Raw genomic sequence first — 20,159 nt, 5'->3', positions numbered from 1 at the left:
GGGCTCAGCTCGTCGCTGCCGAGTCTATTGGAATTCGAAACGACGCGAGCGAACGTCACCGATCGAGTGCACCTCGCACCGCCGCTTTGACCAGGCAGGTATGCAAGGTCAAGGACAGTGCGGCCAACTCGCGAATCATTTCTTCTGCGCGATCGCGCGCACCGGCGTCTCGGCCCTTGGCCACGGGTCCGGCAATCTGCGCAACCAGGCCGGCTTCGCGGTCCGCCGCGAGCTTGAAGGCGCGAAGGTGGCGCACTTCGAGACCGAACTGCAACATCGCGTGTGCCGTTCGAGCGAGCGTCACGGCTCCGTCGTCGTAGAAACCGGCCTGCCCGGGGGTGATCAAACCGGCTCGCAACAGCTCGGTCAGGAACGCATCGTCGATCCCCGCCTGAGCGAGTAGATCTGCTTTGGCGATGCGAACCTCACGATCGGGCAGGAACTCCTCGGGAGAGACCTCACCCGCGGCAACCGTGAGCGACCGCGGACGCTTGACCGACGCATCGGCCCGCTCAACGGTGGCTACTCCATGATCGATGGCTTCGAGCTGCTCTTTGATCACCTTGAGCGGCAGGTACTGGTCGCGTTGCGCGGTCAGCACGAAACGCAGACGCTCGCAATCCGCGATGGAGAACCGCCGGTACCCCGACGGAGTGCGCTCCGGCGAGATCAGCCCCTCGGCTTCGAGGAATCTGATCTTCGAAATGGTGACATCAGGAAAGTCGGGCCGAAGTCGATCGAGGACGGAGCCAATCGACATCCCCCCGTTGGACTGCTGCCCGACGGCGGTCACTGGCTTCCTGCACCCGCAGACGTGTCGCCGACCTGAGATCCGTTGCCGCCGCGCGGTCCGGTGAGGAACACCAGCCGGAACTTGCCGATCTGGACCTCGTCGCCGTTGGCCAGCACAGCGGAGTCGACCGGCTCCCGGTTGACGTACGTGCCGTTGAGGCTGCCGACGTCGACGACCTGGAAGTCGTCCTCGTCCTGCCGGAACTCGGCGTGCCGACGGCTGACGGTGACATCGTCGAGGAAGATGTCACTGTCGGGGTGCCGACCGGCCGAGGTGGTCGGCTGGTCGAGCAGGAACCGTGATCCGGCGTTGGGTCCTCGCTTGACGACGAGCAGCGCGGCACCGACAGGCAACCCCTCGACACCCGATACCGGAGCTTCGGTGCTCTGGGCGGCCGCGGAGTTGTCCAGCTCCTGCAGGAAATCTGCACGGAAGACCGAGGTGGTCTCTGCCGGTGACTCCCCGTAGTTGCTGTCGTTGTCGTTCTGGCTCACCGTTACTCCTTCTCAGTCCGTTCACCCGGGGCAGAGAACGCCGCGGGTAACGCAGTACATGGTCTTCACATCAGGTGTTGCTTGGCGTTCGGTGTTGCGTAGCGTCGTACAGCTTGCTGGACCTTCGCCCCGACAGGGTATTCGCTCGGTGTCGACCGTACCCTGCGCAGCGGGGGCCGTGTGGCCTGTTGGCCGGTGTCGACAGCCGGCCGATCACTCGGCCGTGATGAGAGCATATCCGGCGGCATCGAGCATCTGTGCCAGTGCCGCGTCCAACTCCTCCGGTGTCGAAACCTCGAGGTCGATCAGCCAGCCTCCGGTGTAGGGTCCCGAGTTCACCTTCTCGGGTTCGCCGTCCAGATCCTGGTTCACGGCAACCACTTTCGCGGTCAGCGGGCTGAACACGTCGGAGACACTCTTGGTGGATTCGACCTCGCCGAGAGACTCGCCCGCGGTGACGGTGTCGCCGATCGAGGGAAGCTGAACGAACACCACGTCGCCCAACTGCGCCTGCGCGAAATCGGTGATCCCGATGCGCACCGTTGCAGGCCCCGTGCGCTGCACCCACTCGTGCTCGGGGGTGTAGTACAGATCAGCTGGTGTGTCGATGTCGCTCAACGCGGCATTCCCTTCGATCGTGGCCCGGGGCGATCGGGCGGTCAGTTACCGGGCTGAGCGTATTGACGCGGGCGCGGGTCCCGCAAGGCGGACACCGTGACCTGGTCCGACTGCGCGATGTTCGACGTGGCACCGTTGCGGGTCACCGTGTCCACGACCCCGCCGGGAATGTTCAATGCCGACGCGAGCGTCGGCGGGTCTCCGATGGCAGTGAAGGTGTACGGGGCTCGTAGTTCTCGCCCGTCGACCACCACCCGACCCGCGGAACCGGCGATCCACGAATCGACACCGATGCGGACGGCATTTCCGCCGCCCTCGAGCTGCATCGCTTCGGCACCTGCGGCGCGCAACTCCTGCATGGCGTCGAGCAGCACCTCCGATCCCACGCCCGAGTTCGGGTCCTCGATCACCAATGTCACACCCGGCCCCTGGGCCGCGACGGTGCCCACTTGAATCGACAACGCGGACAATCGTTCCTGCGCTTCCGCCACTGCCGCCTCCGATCCCGAACCGGACTGGCGCAGCGTCGCCAGAGTGGCCTGCAGGGTGCCGATCTCGTCCCGGATCGACGCCTCACGTCGGGTCAGGGTGTCCAGCACGACCAGTAGGTCCTCGGGCCGGGAGTTCTCCAGGCCATCGGTGGTGCTCGTCTCTCGTACCTGCGTGGCCAGGCCGATTCCCAGGACGCACAGCAGCGCGAGCGCGAGAACGCCGAATGCCGCTCCGCGCCTTCGCACCTGCGCATCGGGACGTCGCGCGCGCCATCCGTGCCGTCCGCCGCTTGCCGTCATTTCCTAGGCACCGAACAGACGTCTGCGCAGAGCGGCCGCGTTGCCGAAGATGCGAATTCCGAGGACGACGACGATTGCCGTGGACAGCTGGGTCCCCACCCCGAGCTGGTCGCCGAGCCACACGATCAAGGCCGCGACCAGAACGTTGAAGACGAACGAGATCACGAACACCTTGGCGTCGAAGATCCCGTCGAGAAAAGCCCGAACACCGCCGAACACCGCGTCGATCGCCGCCACGACGGCGATCGGCAGATAAGGAGCAACCACTGCGGGAACCTGAGGACCCGCGACCGTCCCGATGACGACCCCAATGATCAGCGCGGCGATCGCGGCGAGCGCGTAGACGCCGTGGGTGGGGGTGATCGGCGCGTCTGTCGACGCCTGCACCTCGGACTCGGCCGGTAGGGCACTCGGTGGATCGTGCTCCGTCATCGTGGGCCTGCCTCCTCTGCCTCGAACGACTCTCTCACAGCGGCGGGACCGAACTCGAGATTCGTAGCCGGACGCACCGTGAATCCGACGCCGTACAACTGCGCCACCGTGCTCATCCGCAGATAGGCGTCGCTGACGACGAACTGGACCTGAATGCGCTGCGGCGGCCCGATCGCGTCGATCTCGTAGGGCGAGTCGATCGGGCGATTGTCCAGCAGCATCGCCCCGCCTGCCTGCCGGATGGTCACGTTCGGGCCGACTCGAATACCGTCCACCGACACCGCCTCCGCACCGCTCGCCCACAACGAATTGACGATCGCAGCGATGTCCCGATCGAGTACGGCTGCGCCCGAACCCCGGCGAACCGACCGATCCGACGTGTCGCCCTCGGCCGCCGGTTCGGTGACGACAACAGAGAGCCCAGGGCCGGACACCGAATCGATGCCCGCGGCGGATTCGACTGCACTCAATCGCTCCAGCAGCGCACTGCCCGAGACATCGGACTGAAGGGCTCTGTCGCGCTCCGAGGACACCTGTTCGGCCAGTGCCTGTTGCGTTGCTTCCAAATCGGCGCTGCGATCCTGTGCGGCTCGGACCGCAGCCGACGCGTCGGCACCCGCGCGGTCGACATCGGCGGCACCGGACGCCAGTTGCGAGAACGCGATACCGAAGATCACCCCGACGACGACGGCCCCGCCCAACAACCAGAGCGCCGCAGGCACCCGCGGCTTGCGGGTGTGGAGCGCGCTACGTTCGGCGGCCGCTGCGCCGTATCCCGGGTCCAGATGGTCGGTCAGCAACGACGTCAGCAGCGATGGGACGGGATTCCTTCTGACCTGTGTCCCCGGTCGTTCCGCAGGCTCCACTCCTGTCCGCCCTGGTCGTTCCGCAGGCTCCACAGTCAGGTGCCGGCCACTGTCGGATCGACTGCCCTGGCGACAGCGATCGCTTTGCCGAGGTACAGCAGACCGGTCCAGGTGTACAACGCCGTACCCCAGATCAGCAACGCGTATCCGAGCGGTCCTGCGGCGTCGGCCACCGAATTGCTGCCGGCCGATACGAGCAGGACCGGCAACGCGATCATCACCACGAACGTGGCGGCCTTGCCGAGGTAGATGACGTCCGGAGGCGGGAGGGACCTGCGGCGGTAGACGAACATCGTCAATCCGAGTACGGCGTCGCGCCCGATGAGTATCGCTGCAACCCACCAGGGAATGATGCCGCGCAGAACGAACGCCACCAGAGTGCTGACGACGTAGAGCCGATCGACCAGTGGATCGAGGATGGCACCGAGCTTCGATGCCTGGCCGAGCATGCGAGCCAATTTGCCGTCGAGCCAATCGGTTCCACCGCTGACGAGCAATATCACCAACGCCCACCCGTCGGCCTCGGGGCCAAGCATGAGATAGAGGAACAGCGGAACGCCCAACAGCCGGACTGCGCTGAGCAAGTTGGGAATGGTCGCGATGCGATCCGACACCTCGAGCTCATGGTTGTTCGTCATCGGCGATCACCTCCTTCTCGTCCTGCTCGTCGCAGTCTGCCCACCGGGGCTTGCGGCCACGTTAGCGCCACGCGAACACCGGCTGCTCGAAGTCCGCGACTCGGGTGTGTCGACCGTGCAATGCCACTTCACGAAACTGGTGGACGATCGCGCCGGTAGGAGCATGGATGGCCCCGGTTCGGTACGGCCACCGAATGACCGGACGCGTCGATTCGGGGATCGACACGAATTGGGCGTCGACGTCGAGTTCGTCGACCGTCACCTCGAACACTTCGGCCACCTCGTCCGCACTGGGGAGCAAGGTGGACGAGTAGTCGCCGACCCACACCACGAACGGAGTGATGACGTACCCGGATCGAGTGACGTAGTCGTCCAACCTACCGAGCACGTCGGACTCATCGGCTCGAATCCCCAACTCCTCGGCCAATTCCCGCAGACAGGCCTGCATCGTGGATTCGCCCGGGTCCACACCGCCGCCGGGCAACGCGTACTGGCCCGGATGCGCGCGCAACCGATCCGGCCTCCTCGTCAGGAGCATGCGCCTGTCCCCCGGCAGTCCACCGACCGCAACGGCGACGGCAGCGGCGCGCAGTCCGTCGGATTCGGCGGTGCGATGGGAGAAACGGGCGAGTTCGCGCGCGACGGAGACTCGATCGAGCAGGTCCTCGTTCGGCCTACCGGAATCGTCGACAGTCACAGTACGAACCCTAGAGGCCCGGCGAGATCAGCGGGTATCGGCAGGCCGGGCGGCGGGTGGGAGCAGATCGTCCGGCGACGCAGGCCAGCCGAATGGCTCGTCGGCCAGAGCGGTCAACTGCTCCACCTGCGTTCGGCACCAGGGCGATACGTCGATGGTGCCGCCCAGCACCCCCGCGGAGAACTCACGCCACGACACCCATCGTGTCTCGTCCACCTCGGCCGGATCCGGATCGAGTGTCGCGTGCTCGTCGACTCTCACGCGGTACACGGGACATATCTCGTTCTCCACGATTCCGTTGTCCATGACGGCCCGGTATCGGAAGTGCGGCAGTACCAACTCGGCGGTTTCCGCACGCAGGCCGAGTTCTTCCCCGATTCGTCGCAGCACGGCGTCGTCGAGCTTCTCGCCGGGAGCCGGGTGGCCACAACACGTGTTGGTCAGCACCCCTGGCCACGTCGTCTTGCTCGACGCTCTGCGGGTGAGAAGAACAGCGCCGTCCGATCTCACCACGTAGCTGGAAAATGCCAGGTGAAGTGGCGTGTCCAGCGTGTGGACGGTGGTCTTGTCATGCGTGCCGACGGCACGGCCTTCGTCGTCGAGCAGCACCACGTGCTGCGCTCGGGATCGATCCATCGTTCCATGGTCCCACGGCCTGCGTGGCGGTCTACTGTCGAACCATGGGACGTGAGAAGAACACCGACGACGAAAACCCGACTGAGTCCGAGAAGGCATCGGACACGCCGAAGGGCGGCCGACCAGGACCCGTGGACGGCGGCGGCGGAGGCGGGATGGCGACGCGGGAGAACGCGCCCGAGATCGCCGACGATTCTGCCTGAGATTTGCGGCACGACTGCTGTTTGAGAAACAGAGTTTGCGTCAATACCTCCGATGTTCTCGCGCTGCGCGAGCACACGAACCTCCACGACCGGAAGGACTTCGATGAGCATCAACGACGACGACATCACCACCACGGGCGGAGCCGCAGGCGAAGGACCCGCTGACGGCGGATCGAACCCCGGTGGTCATGACGGCGGAGCAGACGGCCCCGCCGGAGCCGGTGAAGGACCCGCCGACGGCGGATCCAACCCCGATGGCCATGACGGCGGAGCAGACGGCCCCGCCGGAGCAGGCGAAGGACCCGCCGACGGCGGATCCAACCCCAACGGGCACGACGGCGGTGCGGACGGCACCGCTTGAGCACTGAGCCGAGCGGCGAGCGCGGATCGGGAAACCGGTCCGCGCTCCGTCGTCTGACCGGTATCGATCTCGGGACCTTCGCAGATCGGTTCTGGGGCGTTGCTCCCAAGCTGACCAGATCAGCTGATCTGTCGGACTCGTTCGACGATCTGATGACGCTCGACGCGGTCGACGAGCTGATAGCCGAACGCGGTGTACGAACCCCGTTCGTGCGCATGGCCAAGGACGGCCGGCTGCTGGACAAGTCGCAGTTCACGGCATCCGGCGGGTTCGGTGCCGAGGTGACGGACCAGGTCGACTCCGCAGCGGTGCTGGCAGCCTTTGCAGCCGGAAATACGCTGGTACTTCAGGGCCTGCATCGACTGTGGCCGCCGCTGATTCACTTCGTCGGCGATCTCGTTCGCGAGCTGGGCCATCCGGTGCAGGTGAATTCGTACGTCACACCTGCTGCGTCCCAAGGCTTTTCACCGCACTACGATGTGCACGATGTGTTCGTCGTGCAGATCGCGGGGACGAAGCGGTGGAGCATTCACTCACCGGTGCACGTGCATCCGCTCAACAATCAACCGTGGTCGGATCGACGATCGGCCGTCGAAGACCACGCATCGAACACTCCCGAACTGGACATCGTCCTCGAGCCCGGCGATGTGCTCTATCTTCCGCGTGGGTGGATCCATTCGGCGCAGGCGCTCGGCGACACCACCGTGCACTTGACCATCGGCGTCGCGTCGTACAACGACTACGACCTCGCCCACCATGTGCTGAAGTCGCTCGGCGACGTCGAGAGTCTGCGTGCTCCCCTCCCTGCCGGACTCGACCACTCCGACCCGGAGTCCATCGTTCCGCATGTACGCCGAGTTATGGACGCCATGCGCGCCGCGCTCGACGAGATCGACCGAGACCCCGACGCGGTACGTCGACTCGCCGAATGCGTCGCAGATCGTCACGACGACCTCGTCCGACCGGAACCGGTGCGCCCACTGGCGAGCGTCGCCGCGATGGGAGCGTTGCGGGGCGAGGATTCGATCCGACTTCGGCCCGGCATGTTCGCGCGGATCGCGCACACGAGAGACGGCGTATCGATGGTTCTTCGGAACAAAACGGTCACGCTGCCGTCTCAGTGCGCCGACGCGATCGAGTCCCTGATGAAGGGCGCTCCGTGCCGCCTGGATGCGCTGCCCGGACTCGACACCGACGACTCGCTGGTGGTTGCGCGCAGACTGATCCGCGAGGGCATCGCCGTGGCGGCCGTCGAGGGATAACCGTCAGGTGATCGTGATCCCGCCGTCGACCGCGATGGTCTGACCCGTCACGTATCCCCCGGCGTCCGAGGCGAGCCAGATCGCGGTTGCGGCCAGTTCTTCGGGATCGCCCTTGCGTCCGAGAATCATTCGCGGAGCCATCGAGTCGAGATATCCCGGCTGATACGAGTCCGTCATCTCGCTCTGGAAGAAACCCGGCGCAATAGCGTTGACCCTGATGCCTTTTCGAGCGCCCCATTGCTGCGCGAGATCGCGGGTGAGGCCGATGATGGCTGCCTTGCTGGCACTGTAGGCCGCTTGCGGAAGGCCTGCGGTGGTCAGCCCCAGAATGCTGGAGATGTTCACGATCGAACTGCCGGGTGCCATCACCCGTCCACAGGCCTGGGCTGCCCAGTACGACCCGTTCAAGTTGATGTCGATCACCGAGCGGAACTGCTCGGGCGTCTCACGGGTTGCGGGGTAGGCCGTGCCGACTCCGGCATTGTTGATGAGAACGTCGACCTTTCCGAACTCCGTCACCGCGGCCTCGACCATCGCGGTGCACTGATCCGGGTCGACCACGTCGGTGGCTACTGTGATCGAGCGCCCTCCGACGCTGTCGATCAACTCGGCGGTCTGCGCCAACTTGTCCACTCGCCGTGCGGCGAGCACCACATCCGCTCCTGCCTCGGCGGCTGCTTTGGCGAATGCCACGCCCAGTCCCGAGGATGCACCGGTGACGATGACGACGCGACCGTCCAGGCGAAATTTGTCCAAGATCGACATGTTGATGAATCTCCTTGTACTCGACTCAGAACCAAGCGGGTGACATATCGAGGGTCGTGCGGTCCAGTCTCGCCAACAGGTCGAGCTGGACGTCCACCTTCGGCAACTCGTAGACGTAGAAATACTTTGCTGCAGAACGCTTTCCGTCGTAGAAGTCTCCGGCTTTAGTGCCGACGGCCAGCAACTGCTCTAGCCACATCCAGGCGATGACCGTGTGCCCCATCGCCTCGAGGTAGGCCGTGGAGTTCGCCAACGCCACAGCGGCATCGCCGGTACCCCACACTGCAGCAGTGACCTCGACGATTCTGCCGACGCGCGCGTGCAGTTCGTCCGCGTACCGAGCAGCGTCACCGTCCGCTGCGTGCGCCCGATCGACTGTCTCCGCGATGTGTTCGGCCAGCAGAGCCAATCCCGCGCCGCCCTGCATGATCACCTTGCGCCCGAGCAGATCCAAACCTTGAATACCGTGTGTGCCCTCGTGAATGGGATTCAGGCGATTGTCGCGGTAGTGCTGCTCGACGTCGTAGTCGCGGGTGTATCCGTAACCGCCGTGCACCTGAATGGCCAAACTGTTGGCTTCGAGGCACCACTGCGACGGCCAACTCTTGGCGATGGGCGTCAGTACGTCGAGCAGCAGTGTCGATCGCGCAGCTTCGGCATCGTCGGACGCCGAGTCCTGATGATCGACCAGACGCGAACAGTAGAGTCCGAGCGCCAGCGCTCCCTCGACGTAGGACTTCTGCGCCAACAACATTCGACGAACGTCGGCGTGTTCGATCAGCGCGACCGCAGGCGCAGCCGGGTCCTTGGCACCGAGTGGTCGACCCTGAGTACGGGTCTTCGCATACTCCACCGACTTCAGGTAACCGACGTAGCCGAGGGCGATCGCGAGGAATCCGACGCCGATCCGGGCTTCGTTCATCATGTGGAACATGTACGACAGTCCGCGGTTCTCCTCGGCGACGAGGAAGCCGACTGCTCCGGGTTGCCCACCGGGAGAGTGGGTTCCGTCGCCGAAGGCCAGCAGAGTGTTGGTGGTGCCGCGGTTGCCCATCTTGTGATTGAGGCCGGTCAACACGATGTCGTTGCGCTCGCCCGTACCGCCGTCGCCATTCGGAAGGAATTTGGGAACGATGAACAGGGAGATTCCCTTGACCCCCGGCGGTCCGCCCGGCGTCTTCGCGAGCACCAGGTGAACGATGTTCTCGGTGAGTTCGTGATCTCCACCCGAAATCCACATCTTCGTACCGGTGATACGAAAGCTTCCGTCGTCCTGCGGTACCGCCTTGGTCGTGATGTCCGCCAGTGACGATCCGGCCTGCGGCTCCGACAGACACATGGTTCCGAACCAGCGCCCGTCCAGCATGGGCCGGACGTAGTCTCGCACCTGATCCGGCGTGCCGTACGTCGCGATCAGGTTGGCGTTGGCCATGGTGAGAAACGGGTACGAGGAGGTCCCAGCGTTGGCGGCCTGGAAGAACGCCATCGCTGCCCGGGAGACGGTCGCGGGCAGTTGCATGCCGCCGATCGACTCGTCGAACTGCCCGGCGATCAGGCCCGCCGACGCATAGACATCGAGTGCTTCCTTGACTTCTGGTATCAGCTCGACCGAACCGTCCGCATTCATCGTCGGCTCCTGCGCGTCTGCCTTCTTGTTGTGCGGAGCGAAATGCTTGCGGGCGATGTCCGCGCTGAGGTCGAGGACCGCGTCGAAGGTCTCCCTCGAGTGCTCCGCGAAGCGAGGTCGAGCAGTCAGTGCCGCCACGTCCAGCCATTCGTACAGCAGAAAATCCAGGTCGCGTCGCGAGAGGACGTCCGACATTCACTTCTCCGATCGCGAGGGGTGACACGTGCGCACGATGGTGACGAGCACTGTGACGCACATGACTGTGGAATCACCATACAAGTCGCGATCTCCCGCCTTCACCGAGTACCCGCGTGAGCTGTCAGCGCAGATCCGCGTCCGCGATCCGGACTCGAAAAGCGCAGTCAGGCAGACATTTACGACCAATCGGACTATGAGGAGCGTCACGACTACCGACGAGCACCGCGGCATATACTTACCTTTGATAACGAAATGAAGCGGACAATCGCGAGGTGCCCCGAACGATCGGTGTGCTTCGTCGGAGGGAGTCGAGCATGACGCACACACTGGCCGTCGACAGCCGACAGGATCGTCAGAGCAGGCAACGCAGTCGATTCCAGGAACTGCACGAGTCCGACCAAGAGTTTCGAGCCGCCGAACCGGACAGCGCAGTGGCCGACGCCGCACAGGAGCTGTCGCCCAACCTGGCCCGCGTGGTTGCCGAGATCATGACGCGCTACTCGGATCGGCCTGCCCTCGGCCGCCGAGCGCGAGAGGTCGCCGGAATCGACGGTGCGAACACGCTGCGGCTGCTCCCCCGCTTCGACACTGTCACCTACGGCCGAGCGTGGAAAGACGCCGGTGCACTGGCCTCGGCGCTCACGCACGACGCATTCGGTATTGCTTCAGGAGACTTCTTCGCAACCTTGGGATTCGCGAGTGCCGACTATGTCATCGCGGAACTGGCCACGATTCGACTCGGCGCGATTGCCGTTCCGTTGCAGGCCGGTGCCACCGCGGGCCAGCTCTCGGCCATCGCCGACGAGGTCGAACCCGTCGTCCTCGCAGCCGATGTCGACAACCTGTCCGTCGCGGTCCAGGTTGCCACCCATTGTCGGTCCATTCGGCGAATCGTCGTTCTCGACTACGACGGTGCAGTAGACGCGCACACGCGAATCATGAAGTCTGCGCGTACCGATGCCGAACAGGTGGGAGTCTTCGTTCGGCCGCTCACCGAGCTGGTTCGCGACGGCGCGCAACTGCCGCAGGTTCCACTACCCGATGGCGAGGATCCCGACCGACTCGCAACGCTGATCTACACCTCCGGCAGCACCGGCACCCCCAAAGGGGCGATGCACACCGAAAAAATCGTGTGCGGAGCCTGGACCGGGGCCTGGCACCACACCGGAGCCTCCTCCGAGTCCACGGACCGGCCGGCCTTCCCGGTCATCACTCTCGACTATCTTCCGATGAGTCACCTGGCCGGCCGTGGCCTCGTCTTCTCGACGCTGGCCGCCGGCGGCACCGTCCACTTCGCAGGGGCGAGCGACCTGTCCACCCTGTTCGAGGATTTCGCTCTCGCCCGGCCCACGATGGCACTGTTGATCTCGCGGGTCTGCGAGATGATTCGCCACAACGTCCTGGCCGAGATCGACCGCGAGGTCGAGCGCTCTGCCGGTGGCGATGCCGACAGGACGCGTCGGGAGGTCCTCGAACGCAACAGGATCGAACAATTCGGCGGACGTATTCTGGCTGCAATGGTCGGCACCGCACCGATCGCCGAGGAGGTCAAGGACTTCGTCACGGAGCTGCTCGATATCGAGGTGCGCGACAACTACGGCTCCACCGAAGCCGGAATGGTGTTGCACGACGGTGTCGTTCAACGCCCGCCGGTGATCGAATACAAGCTCGACGATGTGCCCGAACTCGGCTATTTCTCCACCGACACACCGCATCCGCGCGGTGAGCTCCTGCTCAAGACGGCGTCCATCATTCCCGGCTACTACAAGCGCCCGGACGTCACGGCCGATGTTTTCGACTCCGAGGGCTTCTATCGCACCGGTGACGTCGTCGCCGAGATCGAGCCGGACCGACTCGCATACGTCGACCGACGCAAGAACGTTCTGAAACTGGCGCAGGGCGAGTTCGTCGCGCTGGCGCGCCTCGAAGCCCTGTTCGGTACCAGCGAGCTGGTCGACCAGATATTTCTGTACGGCAACAGCCAACGGGCGTATCTCCTGGCAATCGTCGTACCGGCCCACCCGGATACGACTGCGGGTTCGGTCATCGAATCGTTGCAGAGGATCGCGCGCACCGAAGCGCTGAACTCGTACGAAATTCCGCGCGAGGTCATCGTCGAGCACCAGCCGTTCACACAGGAGAACGGACTGTTGTCCGGTGCAGGCAAGCAACTGCGTCCCAAGTTGGTCGAGCGTTACGGGGACGAACTCGAGCGTCGTTACGCAGACCTCGAATCCGGTCAGAACGAGCGCCTGCGCGAGCTCAGGCGCACTGGTGCCGATGCCCCTGTCCTGACCACCGTCGGCGATGCCGCGCAGGCCCTGCTCGGGTGCGCCGGGTCCGATGTTCGCCCCGATGCCCACTTCAGCGACTTGGGCGGAGATTCGTTGTCGGCGTTGACGTTCTCGACGCTGCTCCGTGAGATCTACGACGTCGATGTTCCGGTCGGAGTGATCACCGGACCCGCCATGGACCTGGCAGCACTGGCCGAGTACATTTCCTCGGCTCGCGACAATGATTCCGACACAGCGACATTCGCCTCGGTGCACGGCCGCGGTGCCGCCGTTGCACGCGCCGCCGACCTGCGTCTGTCGGCATTTCTCGACGACGCGCTCCTGGACGCCGCACACCATGTTCCCGGCCCACGAGAACAGACCAGCACGGTCTTGCTGACCGGTGCCAACGGGTACCTCGGCCGCTTCCTCTGCCTGGAATGGCTGGGGCGCATGGCCGAGGTCGGCGGAAAGGTCGTCTGCCTGGTGCGCGGACGCTCCGATTCCGACGCGCGAGCTCGTCTCGATGCAGCCTTCGACAGTGGAGACGCGGAACTGTCGGAGCGTTATCGAACCTTGGCCGACGCCGCTCTCGAGGTCGTGGCAGGCGATCTCGGGACACCTCACTTCGGCCTGGACCACAAGGCATTCGAGGCGCTGGCCGAACGGGTGGATCGCATCGTCCACCCCGCAGCGCTGGTCAACCATGCCCTGCCGTACGAGCACCTCTTCGGGCCCAACGTCGTCGGCACGGCCGAGGTGATCCGGCTGGCGCTGACCGACCATGTCAAGCCGGTGACCTACCTGTCGACGGTGGCCGTCGCAGCGGGCGTCGAGGAATTCCGGGAAAACGGCGACATCCGTGTCGACAGTCCGTCGCGGGCCGTGGACGATTCGTACGCCAACGGCTACGGCAACTCCAAGTGGGCCGGTGAAGTGCTGTTGCGCAATGCGTTCGACGAATTCGGCTTGCCCGTCTCGGTCTTCCGCTCGGACATGATTCTGGCGCACAGCACCTGGACGGGTCAGCTCAACGTCCCTGACGTGTTCACGCGTTTGATCCTGTCGGTCGTCGCAACCGGTCTGGCTCCACACACGTTCTACGCCACCGACACCGGGGCACCGACCGACGAGAAGGGGCGACCGCTGGCCCACTACGACGGACTGCCGGCCGATTTCAGTGCGTCGGCCATCACGTCGATCGCGGGTGGGGATACCTCGGGCTACCGAACCTTCGACATCCTCAACCCACACGACGACGACATCTCGCTGGACACGTTCGTCGACTGGATCCGTGACGCAGGTCGCGACATCGAGACTGTCGAGAACTACGACGAATGGTTCGAGCGTTTCAGCGCCGCAGTCGAGGCTCTTCCGGAGAAGCAACGTTCACACTCGCTGCTCCCCCTGATCGCCTCGTACGCAGAGCCGCAACACCCGTCGTCCGGGGCGATACTGCCTGCCGACGAGTTCGCCTCGGCCGTCGGGGATATTCCGCACCTCGGGCGCGAACTGATCGAGAAGTATCTCTCCGATCTCGTGGCGCTCGAGCTCGTGAGCAAGCGCTAGCGAAGTTCCCGATGCGGGCCGTGCGGCCCGCATCGGGATGCCCTACTCCCCGACCGGTTGTGGCTCGGTCGTCGGCTTCGGCGCGGGAATCAGCCGCGAGTACGCCAGACACACGAGCCCGAAGGACAGATAGCCGAGTGCGACTTGGGGATTGGCTGCCCACCCCACCTCGTGCGAGTGGATCAGACCGACCCACGACAGTGCCGCGGCCACCCCACTCGCTGTTGCGGCGGCGAGAAACCGTTTGTCGAGAACGAACGTGACGATGGTGCCCAACATGAGTCCGGCGAGTACCGCTCCCGACCCGAATGTCTTCAGCCCGTCGTAGACGACACCCGCCTGACCCAGTGCCGCGCTTCCCACTTCCGTCGCCGACGTGCCTGCCGCGCTGAGTGCGTTGTCGATCAGACCCACCGCCCACTCCGCGAGGTTCGGTAGCAGGGCCACGACCACCGCGATGGCGTGCAGCTTGGGCACCGACTGGAATGCTTGGGCACCGATCAGCAGTCCGATGTACAGCAGAATCGGGACGATCGCGGGAATCGGAAGCAACGTTGCCAGCAATCCGAACAATCCGAGAAAACACATCACCCCGATCGCGACGCCCGACGCGACCGAGTATCCGGTCCGGCCGCCTGCGTCTTTCCAGCCGGGATGGCCGATGTAGACCGCGGGCGGGAACGGCGATCCGAACGCCGAGCCGACGACCGCACCGAAGCCGTCGGCGAGCAGCACACTGCGCAGGTTGTAGTTGTCTCCGGCAGCAGATGCGCTCTCGACGTTGCTCATCGCCTCGGTGAAGTTGTACACCCCCAGAGGAATTGCCGTCGCGAGCAGCGGTGCCAGATTTCCGAGCCCGTCCAGAAGTAGGTCGAGGCGTAGATCGGGAAGGCCGAGGGCGATGTTGCTCGCCGCCTCGGTCACGTCCGGCACGGACATGTACCCGCCGATCCAGCCGATCGCCGTGCCCACCAGGAGCGCGGCGAGCCCCACCGGAATATTGCCGGGCAACTTCACATCGGTGAAGAAGCCGATGAGAATGATTGCGAGAACGGGCAACCCGATCCAGGCGGCCTCCCACATCTGCGCGGCCGGGCGCATCGCGATGAACGTGATCGAGATGCCGGCCAACGTACCGAGCATCGCCGCGCGCGGGGTGATCCTGCGAATGTAGGGCCCGACGAACGCTCCGATCATGACGATGATCCCGATCATGAAGGCCCAGGCGAGCCCAGCCGCCCACGCCTGAACCGCGTTACCCGTCGCCAGGTAGACCGGGAGCATGACGACGAACACGACGATGAACATGTGCGGAACGCTCGGACCGTACGGTAGCGCCGTCACGTTGGTTCGGTTCTCGCGCTTGGCAAGTCGACGAGCGAGAACCATGTAGTACAGGTTCCCCAGGATCAGGGCGATCCCGAGGGCAGGCAGCAGGGTCCCGAGGACGTCGCTTCCTGGAATTCCGACGACCGCGATGCTCAGTGTCGTCAGAGTGAGCACATTGACGAGGATGTTGAAGCCGAGTCCGAAGAATGCGTTGGTGTCGCCCTTCGTCCACCACGGGAGCGTGAACGAGGACGAGGAGCCTGCAGCGGGTGAGTCCTTGACGTCCATGGTCATGTTCGGTCCTATCGACTTGCCGAGGTGGGGACGGGTGCAACCAACGCGGCCACGACGTCCTCCGACGGCGCGGTCCAACCGAAAATGCCGCCTTGAGCCGAAATCATCTCGAGGCCCACACGCTGAAACTCCGGGAAGTACGAACCGACACAGTCCGTCACCACGAGGCACTCGTATCCTCGATCATTGGCCTCCCGAACCGTGGTGTGCACGCACACCTCGGTCGTCACACCGGTGACGAGCAGAGTGGTGATTCCGGCGCGCGTGAGGATCTCGGAGAGCTCGGTGGCGTAGAACGCCCCTTTGCCGGGCTTGTCGATGACTGCCTCGCCTTCGAGCGGTGCCAGCTCGTCGACGATGTCGTGACCGTACTCACCGCGAACGAGGATGCGGCCGAACGCTCCTGGATCGCCGATGCGCTGTGACGGGTTGCCGCGGCGCAGCTTTGCCGGCGGGCAGTCCGACAGGTCCGGTAGATGCCCCTCCCTGGTGTGGATCACGGGTATCCCGGCTTCCCTGGCCACTGCGATGAGACCTGCGAGTGGTTCGATCACGGTTCGGAGCAGGCCGACATCGTTGCCGAGGCTCTCACCGAAACCGCCGGGGAGCAAAAAGTCCCTCTGCATGTCGATGACGAGCAGTGCCGTCGTCGCGGCATCGATGGTGAACTCCGATGGTGACGCCGACGGTATCGACGTTTCCCGAGTGTGTGCTGAGGTCATGAGATCTCCTGTGCTGCAATGGAAGTGTCGTGAGCAGAACTGATCGCCCGGGAATATGCCCGCCAGCCACCGAACTCGCTGATGTCGTCGACGGTGTGCCGCTGCGCGCCGGTCTGCACAGTGACGTCGCAGACGTAGCCGAGAACGTCGGAACCGTCCGCCAGCAGTACTCGTCCCAGAGCGAGTACCGCCGGCATTCTGCCCGCGAGTACCGCAAGAGAAGTAGCGGGCAGACGCCACCTCTCCACGTCGATTGCGCTGCCGCCGAGGGGAACTCGCAGCAGGCCGGGTGTCGGATCGGCGGTTCCGATCCGAAGCAGTGTGTATGTCGGGGCGGTGGACGTGGCCTCGACCAGGGACCCGCCCAGCTCGAGCAGCTGCGGGTTGGCCCGCTCCCCGGACAGGTGGTGCCCGGCAACGACGATGTCGATGGTCTCGACTGTCGACCCATCGGCTGCGCGGTGCGGCGAGTCGGCGCGCCCTTCTCCGAGCAACCGAGCCGCGACCGCGAGAATCGTATCGTCGGCCAGCGCAGGCCCGATCACCATGAGACTGACCGGTCGGCCGTCCTCGGTGAGCCCCACGGGAACCGCAACTGCGGTCAGGTCGAGAAGGTTCCCGAAGTGGGTGTAGTGACCGAGCTTCGTATTGCACGCAATGGGGTCCGCGAGTACCTCCGGCACGGTGAAGGTGGTGCCGATGGTCGGCACGATCATCACGTCCATCGACGTCCAGAGCTGTGCGACGCGAGCGCGGAGGTCTTGCAGCGTCTGCAGTGCACGGAAGGCATCGACGGCGCTGTACCGGCGCCCACCCAGAAAGATCTCGCGGACGACGGGAACGATGGAATCGGGTTTCTCGATGAGGAATTCATCGAACTCGACCAGTCGCTCGGCGACCCACGGCCCCTGATACAGCAGCGAACCGGCTTCGAGAAACGGCGTGAGATCCACTGTGGTGGTGTGTAATCCACGATCGGCGAGCGACAGGCGTGCGACCGAGTGCGCGTCGAACATGGCTGCGTCGCCGAAAAAGTCCAGCTGCTGCAGGTCCGGTAGTCCGACAGTGATCTCTCGCCCGTCGTATCTCGCTCCGCGCGGGCGTGCCCACCCGTCCGCTGGATCCTCGGCGCACATGACGTCGAATACGAGATCGAGGTCCTCGATCGTGGTCGCCATCAAGGTGATGCAGTCCAGCGACTTGCACGCGGGGACGAGTCCGACGGTGCTGATCAGGCCGCGGGACGGCTTGTATCCGACGATGCCATTGAGTGCGGCAGGCACTCGACCCGATCCTGCGGTGTCGGTGGCCACGCTGAACGGCACCTGTCCGAGGGCGACGGCCAGTGCCGAACCGGAACTCGAGCCACCGGAGATCATGTCGTTGCCGTAGACGCTCCGGGGAATCGGGTGCGGCGTGCGGGTTCCGTTCAGCCCGGTCGCGAACTGGTCGAGGCTGGTCTTGCCGACGAAAATGGCTCCGGCGTCGACCAACGCCTGCACTGCGGGGGCCGTCGAATCCGCCGTGTACGCGTAGTCGGGACAGGCGAGGGTGGTCGGGTATCCGGCCACATCGATACTGTCCTTGACTCCGAAGGGAATTCCGTACAGGGGTAGCGACATTGCGCCGGGTCGCGCTTCGAGAGCAGCGGCGGCCGCGAGCAATTCTGCTCGGCCGACGACGGTGATCCATGTTCCGTCGTCGCCGCGGGCAGCCACGGCGGTCGAGAACGCCTCCACCGTTGCAGTGGGAGTCGTTCTTCCGGTTCTGTACGCCGCGAGCATCTCGGTGACGGTCGGGCCGAGTGCAGGTCCCAGGTCTGAATTCATACCGTCGATTGTCGACAGTTTCCTGTTACTGCAGGTTGTTGCCGTGTTTCGAGTCTGTTAGGAAATACTCTCGAGATGTAGGTAGGTCAGTTCGCCGTGCTGCTTCAACGCAGCGAGCGCCACCGACACGTCGTTCGATTCGATGGCATCGAGCAACCACTCGTGACGCCGAATCCCGTCGACCGGGTTGGCGACTCGGGCTTCTTCCCTGAGATTGCGCGCCATCGGTAGCTGCAACTTCAGCAGGATGGGCGCATACGCCATATCGAGCTGGCGACTGCCGGCCAACGCCACGATGGCCTCGTGGAAACGCCGGTGGGCGTCGTCCTTCTCGAGGGTGTCCCCCCGCGCATCGGCGTCACGCATCTCGTCGAGCGCCGTTCTCACCGGCGCGAACGCACCGTCGGGAGACGATGCGAGCGGCAGCGCACGCTCGAGCGCATGCCGTTCGAGAACCTGACGCAGCTCGAAAAGTTCGAGAATGTCCTCTGCCGACCACACCGTCACTCGGAACCCGCGACGTGGGAGATGCTCGACCAGACCCTGCTGAGCCAACAGGCGCAACGCCTCACGTACCGGTGCTCGGCTGATCCCGAGGCGCGCGCACAGGGTTTCCTCGACCACGCGGGATCCGGGCTCTAGCGCACCGCTGAGCACCTCGGATCGAACCTGGCGAGTCGCCATTTCGACAAGGCTCGGCGGCAAAGAACCGTGTCCCGCCGGTGCAGCCATGACGCCAGTGTACGAACATGTCCGGCGAATGGTGCGCATCCGAAGCATCGCCGAGTCGAATTCCGACCGCTCGGGTATCGCTCCAGCGTTAGAATGGTCGGCATATGTGGATTGGATGGATAGAATTCGACTTCCTTCTCGGAGATGTTCACTCACTCAAAGAGAAGCGCTCCGTGATCCGGCCGGTGATCTCCGACATGCAACGCAAGTTCGTGGTGTCGGTCGCGGAGACCGATCATCGCGAGTTGCACAGACGAGCAGGTATCGGCGCGTCCGTCGTTGCAGGCGATCGCGACCACGTCACCGATGTCCTCGACCGAATCGAGCGCGTGGCGGCCTCACGTCCCGAGCTGCAACTCGTCTCCGTTCGGCGGCGCACCATTCGAAGCGACGACATCTGAGACCCGCCCCGCCGGGTCAGCGACGTACGTCGAACACCTGCTTCTGAATTCCGTTGCCGTAGACCTCGTGTTCGACCAGTTCGAGATGCGTGGTGTCCTTGTCGGCCTCACTGAACAGTCGCTTCCCCGCCCCGAGCAGGAGCGGAAAGACGAGCAGGTGGTACCGATCGACGAGCCCGGCGTCGGCCAGGCTTCGCCCCAGGGTGGCGCTGCCGTGTATCGAGATCGGCCCACCATCGGAGTTCCTGAGCTCGGCAACGTCGTCGACACTGCGCAGAATGGTTGCCGGCCACCGTGAGTCGTCCTGCTCGAGCGTCGTCGACACCACGTACCTCGGTATCGCGTTGTACCCGGCGAAATCGTCCATGGTGGGCCAGATCGGTGCAAATGCCTCGTACGAGGTGCGGCCCAACAGCAGCGCGGTGGCCTCATCCTGCTCGCGTCCCTTGATCTCGTACGCTGCCGGATCGAATTCGATGCCCTGAAACGTCCACCCGGAGTTGCGATAGCCCACCTCGCCGCCCGGTCCCTCCATCACGCCGTCGAGCGAAACGAACGCGGTCACGATCACAGTGCGCATGGACGGTCCTTACCGGAGCTGGGATGCGGGTGCCGGAATCGTAAACCAT

The 20,159-nt window shown here is 64.6% G+C and carries 21 protein-coding genes; 5 read left to right on the top strand and 16 right to left on the bottom strand.

All coding sequences use genetic code 11. The annotated features are described in order from the left end of the window. Nucleotides 1-55: 55 nt before the first annotated feature. The 9 genes from AYK61_RS03365 to idi all read right to left on the bottom strand — a co-directional run bounded on the left by AYK61_RS03365 (nucleotide 56) and on the right by idi (nucleotide 5,965). Nucleotides 56-793, bottom strand: a complete 738-nt coding sequence (locus AYK61_RS03365) for a MerR family transcriptional regulator (protein ID WP_037189245.1) — start codon at nucleotides 791-793, stop codon at nucleotides 56-58. Next, on the bottom strand, nucleotides 790-1,287 hold the full coding sequence (locus AYK61_RS03360) for an FHA domain-containing protein (protein WP_057479400.1): 498 nt from the start codon (nucleotides 1,285-1,287) through the stop codon (nucleotides 790-792). The genes AYK61_RS03365 and AYK61_RS03360 overlap by 4 nt, the downstream gene beginning before the upstream one ends. A 213-nt stretch (nucleotides 1,288-1,500) precedes the next feature. Next, the gene (gene gcvH / locus AYK61_RS03355; protein ID WP_094614226.1) at nucleotides 1,501-1,905 is read right to left on the bottom strand and encodes a glycine cleavage system protein GcvH; all 405 of its coding nucleotides are present in this window, start codon (nucleotides 1,903-1,905) and stop codon (nucleotides 1,501-1,503) included. 41 nt (nucleotides 1,906-1,946) lie between these two features. Next, on the bottom strand, nucleotides 1,947-2,696 hold the full coding sequence (locus AYK61_RS03350) for a DUF881 domain-containing protein (RefSeq protein ID WP_121869807.1): 750 nt from the start codon (nucleotides 2,694-2,696) through the stop codon (nucleotides 1,947-1,949). Between the two features lie 3 nt (nucleotides 2,697-2,699). Next, complete coding sequence (locus AYK61_RS03345; protein ID WP_121869806.1) at nucleotides 2,700-3,128, bottom strand: small basic family protein; 429 nt, start codon at nucleotides 3,126-3,128, stop codon at nucleotides 2,700-2,702. After that, complete coding sequence (locus AYK61_RS03340) at nucleotides 3,125-3,994, bottom strand: DUF881 domain-containing protein (protein ID WP_183130141.1); 870 nt, start codon at nucleotides 3,992-3,994, stop codon at nucleotides 3,125-3,127. The genes AYK61_RS03345 and AYK61_RS03340 overlap by 4 nt, the downstream gene beginning before the upstream one ends. Nucleotides 3,995-4,029: 35 nt before the next feature. Further along, nucleotides 4,030-4,632: a CDP-alcohol phosphatidyltransferase family protein gene (locus tag AYK61_RS03335; protein ID WP_121869805.1), complete on the bottom strand. Its 603-nt coding sequence runs from the start codon at nucleotides 4,630-4,632 to the stop codon at nucleotides 4,030-4,032. Nucleotides 4,633-4,693: 61 nt separating this feature from the next. Beyond that, the gene (locus tag AYK61_RS03330; protein ID WP_183130140.1) at nucleotides 4,694-5,329 is read right to left on the bottom strand and encodes a CoA pyrophosphatase; all 636 of its coding nucleotides are present in this window, start codon (nucleotides 5,327-5,329) and stop codon (nucleotides 4,694-4,696) included. A 27-nt stretch (nucleotides 5,330-5,356) separates the two neighbouring features. Continuing rightward, nucleotides 5,357-5,965 carry an isopentenyl-diphosphate Delta-isomerase gene (gene idi / locus AYK61_RS03325; RefSeq protein ID WP_121869804.1) on the bottom strand — a complete coding sequence of 203 codons (609 nt, stop codon included), beginning with the start codon at nucleotides 5,963-5,965 and terminating at the stop codon, nucleotides 5,357-5,359. A gap of 44 nt (nucleotides 5,966-6,009) precedes the next feature. Between idi and AYK61_RS27215 the strand changes: the two genes are divergently transcribed. The 3 genes from AYK61_RS27215 (at nucleotide 6,010) to AYK61_RS03310 (ending at nucleotide 7,791) form a co-directional block, all read left to right on the top strand. Then, a complete protein-coding gene (locus tag AYK61_RS27215; protein ID WP_183130139.1) occupies nucleotides 6,010-6,168 on the top strand; it encodes a hypothetical protein in 159 nt (52 codons plus the stop codon). 103 nt (nucleotides 6,169-6,271) lie between these two features. Then, nucleotides 6,272-6,529: a hypothetical protein gene (locus tag AYK61_RS03315; RefSeq protein ID WP_032398144.1), complete on the top strand. Its 258-nt coding sequence runs from the start codon at nucleotides 6,272-6,274 to the stop codon at nucleotides 6,527-6,529. Continuing rightward, complete coding sequence (locus AYK61_RS03310) at nucleotides 6,526-7,791, top strand: cupin domain-containing protein (RefSeq protein ID WP_121869802.1); 1,266 nt, start codon at nucleotides 6,526-6,528, stop codon at nucleotides 7,789-7,791. Before AYK61_RS03315 ends, AYK61_RS03310 begins: the two co-directional genes overlap by 4 nt. Before the next feature lie 3 nt (nucleotides 7,792-7,794). Here AYK61_RS03310 and AYK61_RS03305 read toward each other — a convergent pair whose 3' ends face one another. Further along, nucleotides 7,795-8,556 (bottom strand): SDR family NAD(P)-dependent oxidoreductase, encoded by a 762-nt coding sequence (locus AYK61_RS03305; RefSeq protein WP_121869801.1) that lies wholly within the window; start codon nucleotides 8,554-8,556, stop codon nucleotides 7,795-7,797. Nucleotides 8,557-8,581: 25 nt separating this feature from the next. Beyond that, complete coding sequence (locus tag AYK61_RS03300; protein ID WP_121869800.1) at nucleotides 8,582-10,378, bottom strand: acyl-CoA dehydrogenase; 1,797 nt, start codon at nucleotides 10,376-10,378, stop codon at nucleotides 8,582-8,584. A 317-nt stretch (nucleotides 10,379-10,695) separates the two neighbouring features. Here AYK61_RS03300 and car point away from each other — a divergent pair, with 317 nt between their 5' ends. After that, complete coding sequence (car, locus tag AYK61_RS03290; RefSeq protein WP_121869798.1) at nucleotides 10,696-14,223, top strand: carboxylic acid reductase; 3,528 nt, start codon at nucleotides 10,696-10,698, stop codon at nucleotides 14,221-14,223. Between the two features lie 42 nt (nucleotides 14,224-14,265). Here the strand turns inward: car and AYK61_RS03285 are convergent, their stop codons facing one another. The 4 genes from AYK61_RS03285 to AYK61_RS03270 are packed head-to-tail and all read right to left on the bottom strand — an operon-like array spanning nucleotide 14,266 to nucleotide 19,129. Then, the gene (locus AYK61_RS03285) at nucleotides 14,266-15,846 is read right to left on the bottom strand and encodes a regulator (protein WP_121869797.1); all 1,581 of its coding nucleotides are present in this window, start codon (nucleotides 15,844-15,846) and stop codon (nucleotides 14,266-14,268) included. An 8-nt stretch (nucleotides 15,847-15,854) separates the two neighbouring features. Further along, a complete protein-coding gene (locus tag AYK61_RS03280) occupies nucleotides 15,855-16,568 on the bottom strand; it encodes a cysteine hydrolase family protein (protein WP_121869796.1) in 714 nt (237 codons plus the stop codon). Beyond that, nucleotides 16,565-18,397, bottom strand: a complete 1,833-nt coding sequence (gene atzF / locus AYK61_RS03275; RefSeq protein WP_121869795.1) for an allophanate hydrolase — start codon at nucleotides 18,395-18,397, stop codon at nucleotides 16,565-16,567. Before atzF ends, AYK61_RS03280 begins: the two co-directional genes overlap by 4 nt. Nucleotides 18,398-18,454: 57 nt before the next feature. Beyond that, nucleotides 18,455-19,129: a GntR family transcriptional regulator gene (locus tag AYK61_RS03270; RefSeq protein ID WP_121872391.1), complete on the bottom strand. Its 675-nt coding sequence runs from the start codon at nucleotides 19,127-19,129 to the stop codon at nucleotides 18,455-18,457. Nucleotides 19,130-19,233: 104 nt separating this feature from the next. Here AYK61_RS03270 and AYK61_RS03265 point away from each other — a divergent pair, with 104 nt between their 5' ends. Continuing rightward, nucleotides 19,234-19,530 (top strand): DUF503 domain-containing protein, encoded by a 297-nt coding sequence (locus AYK61_RS03265; protein ID WP_121869794.1) that lies wholly within the window; start codon nucleotides 19,234-19,236, stop codon nucleotides 19,528-19,530. A 16-nt stretch (nucleotides 19,531-19,546) separates the two neighbouring features. Here AYK61_RS03265 and AYK61_RS03260 read toward each other — a convergent pair whose 3' ends face one another. Next, nucleotides 19,547-20,110 carry a dihydrofolate reductase family protein gene (locus tag AYK61_RS03260; RefSeq protein ID WP_121869793.1) on the bottom strand — a complete coding sequence of 188 codons (564 nt, stop codon included), beginning with the start codon at nucleotides 20,108-20,110 and terminating at the stop codon, nucleotides 19,547-19,549. Nucleotides 20,111-20,159: the final 49 nt, after the last annotated feature.

The organism is Rhodococcus sp. SBT000017 (assembly GCF_003688915.1).
Lineage (GTDB): Bacteria > Actinomycetota > Actinomycetes > Mycobacteriales > Mycobacteriaceae > Rhodococcoides.
This window is presented reverse-complemented; position numbering and strand designations above follow the sequence as displayed.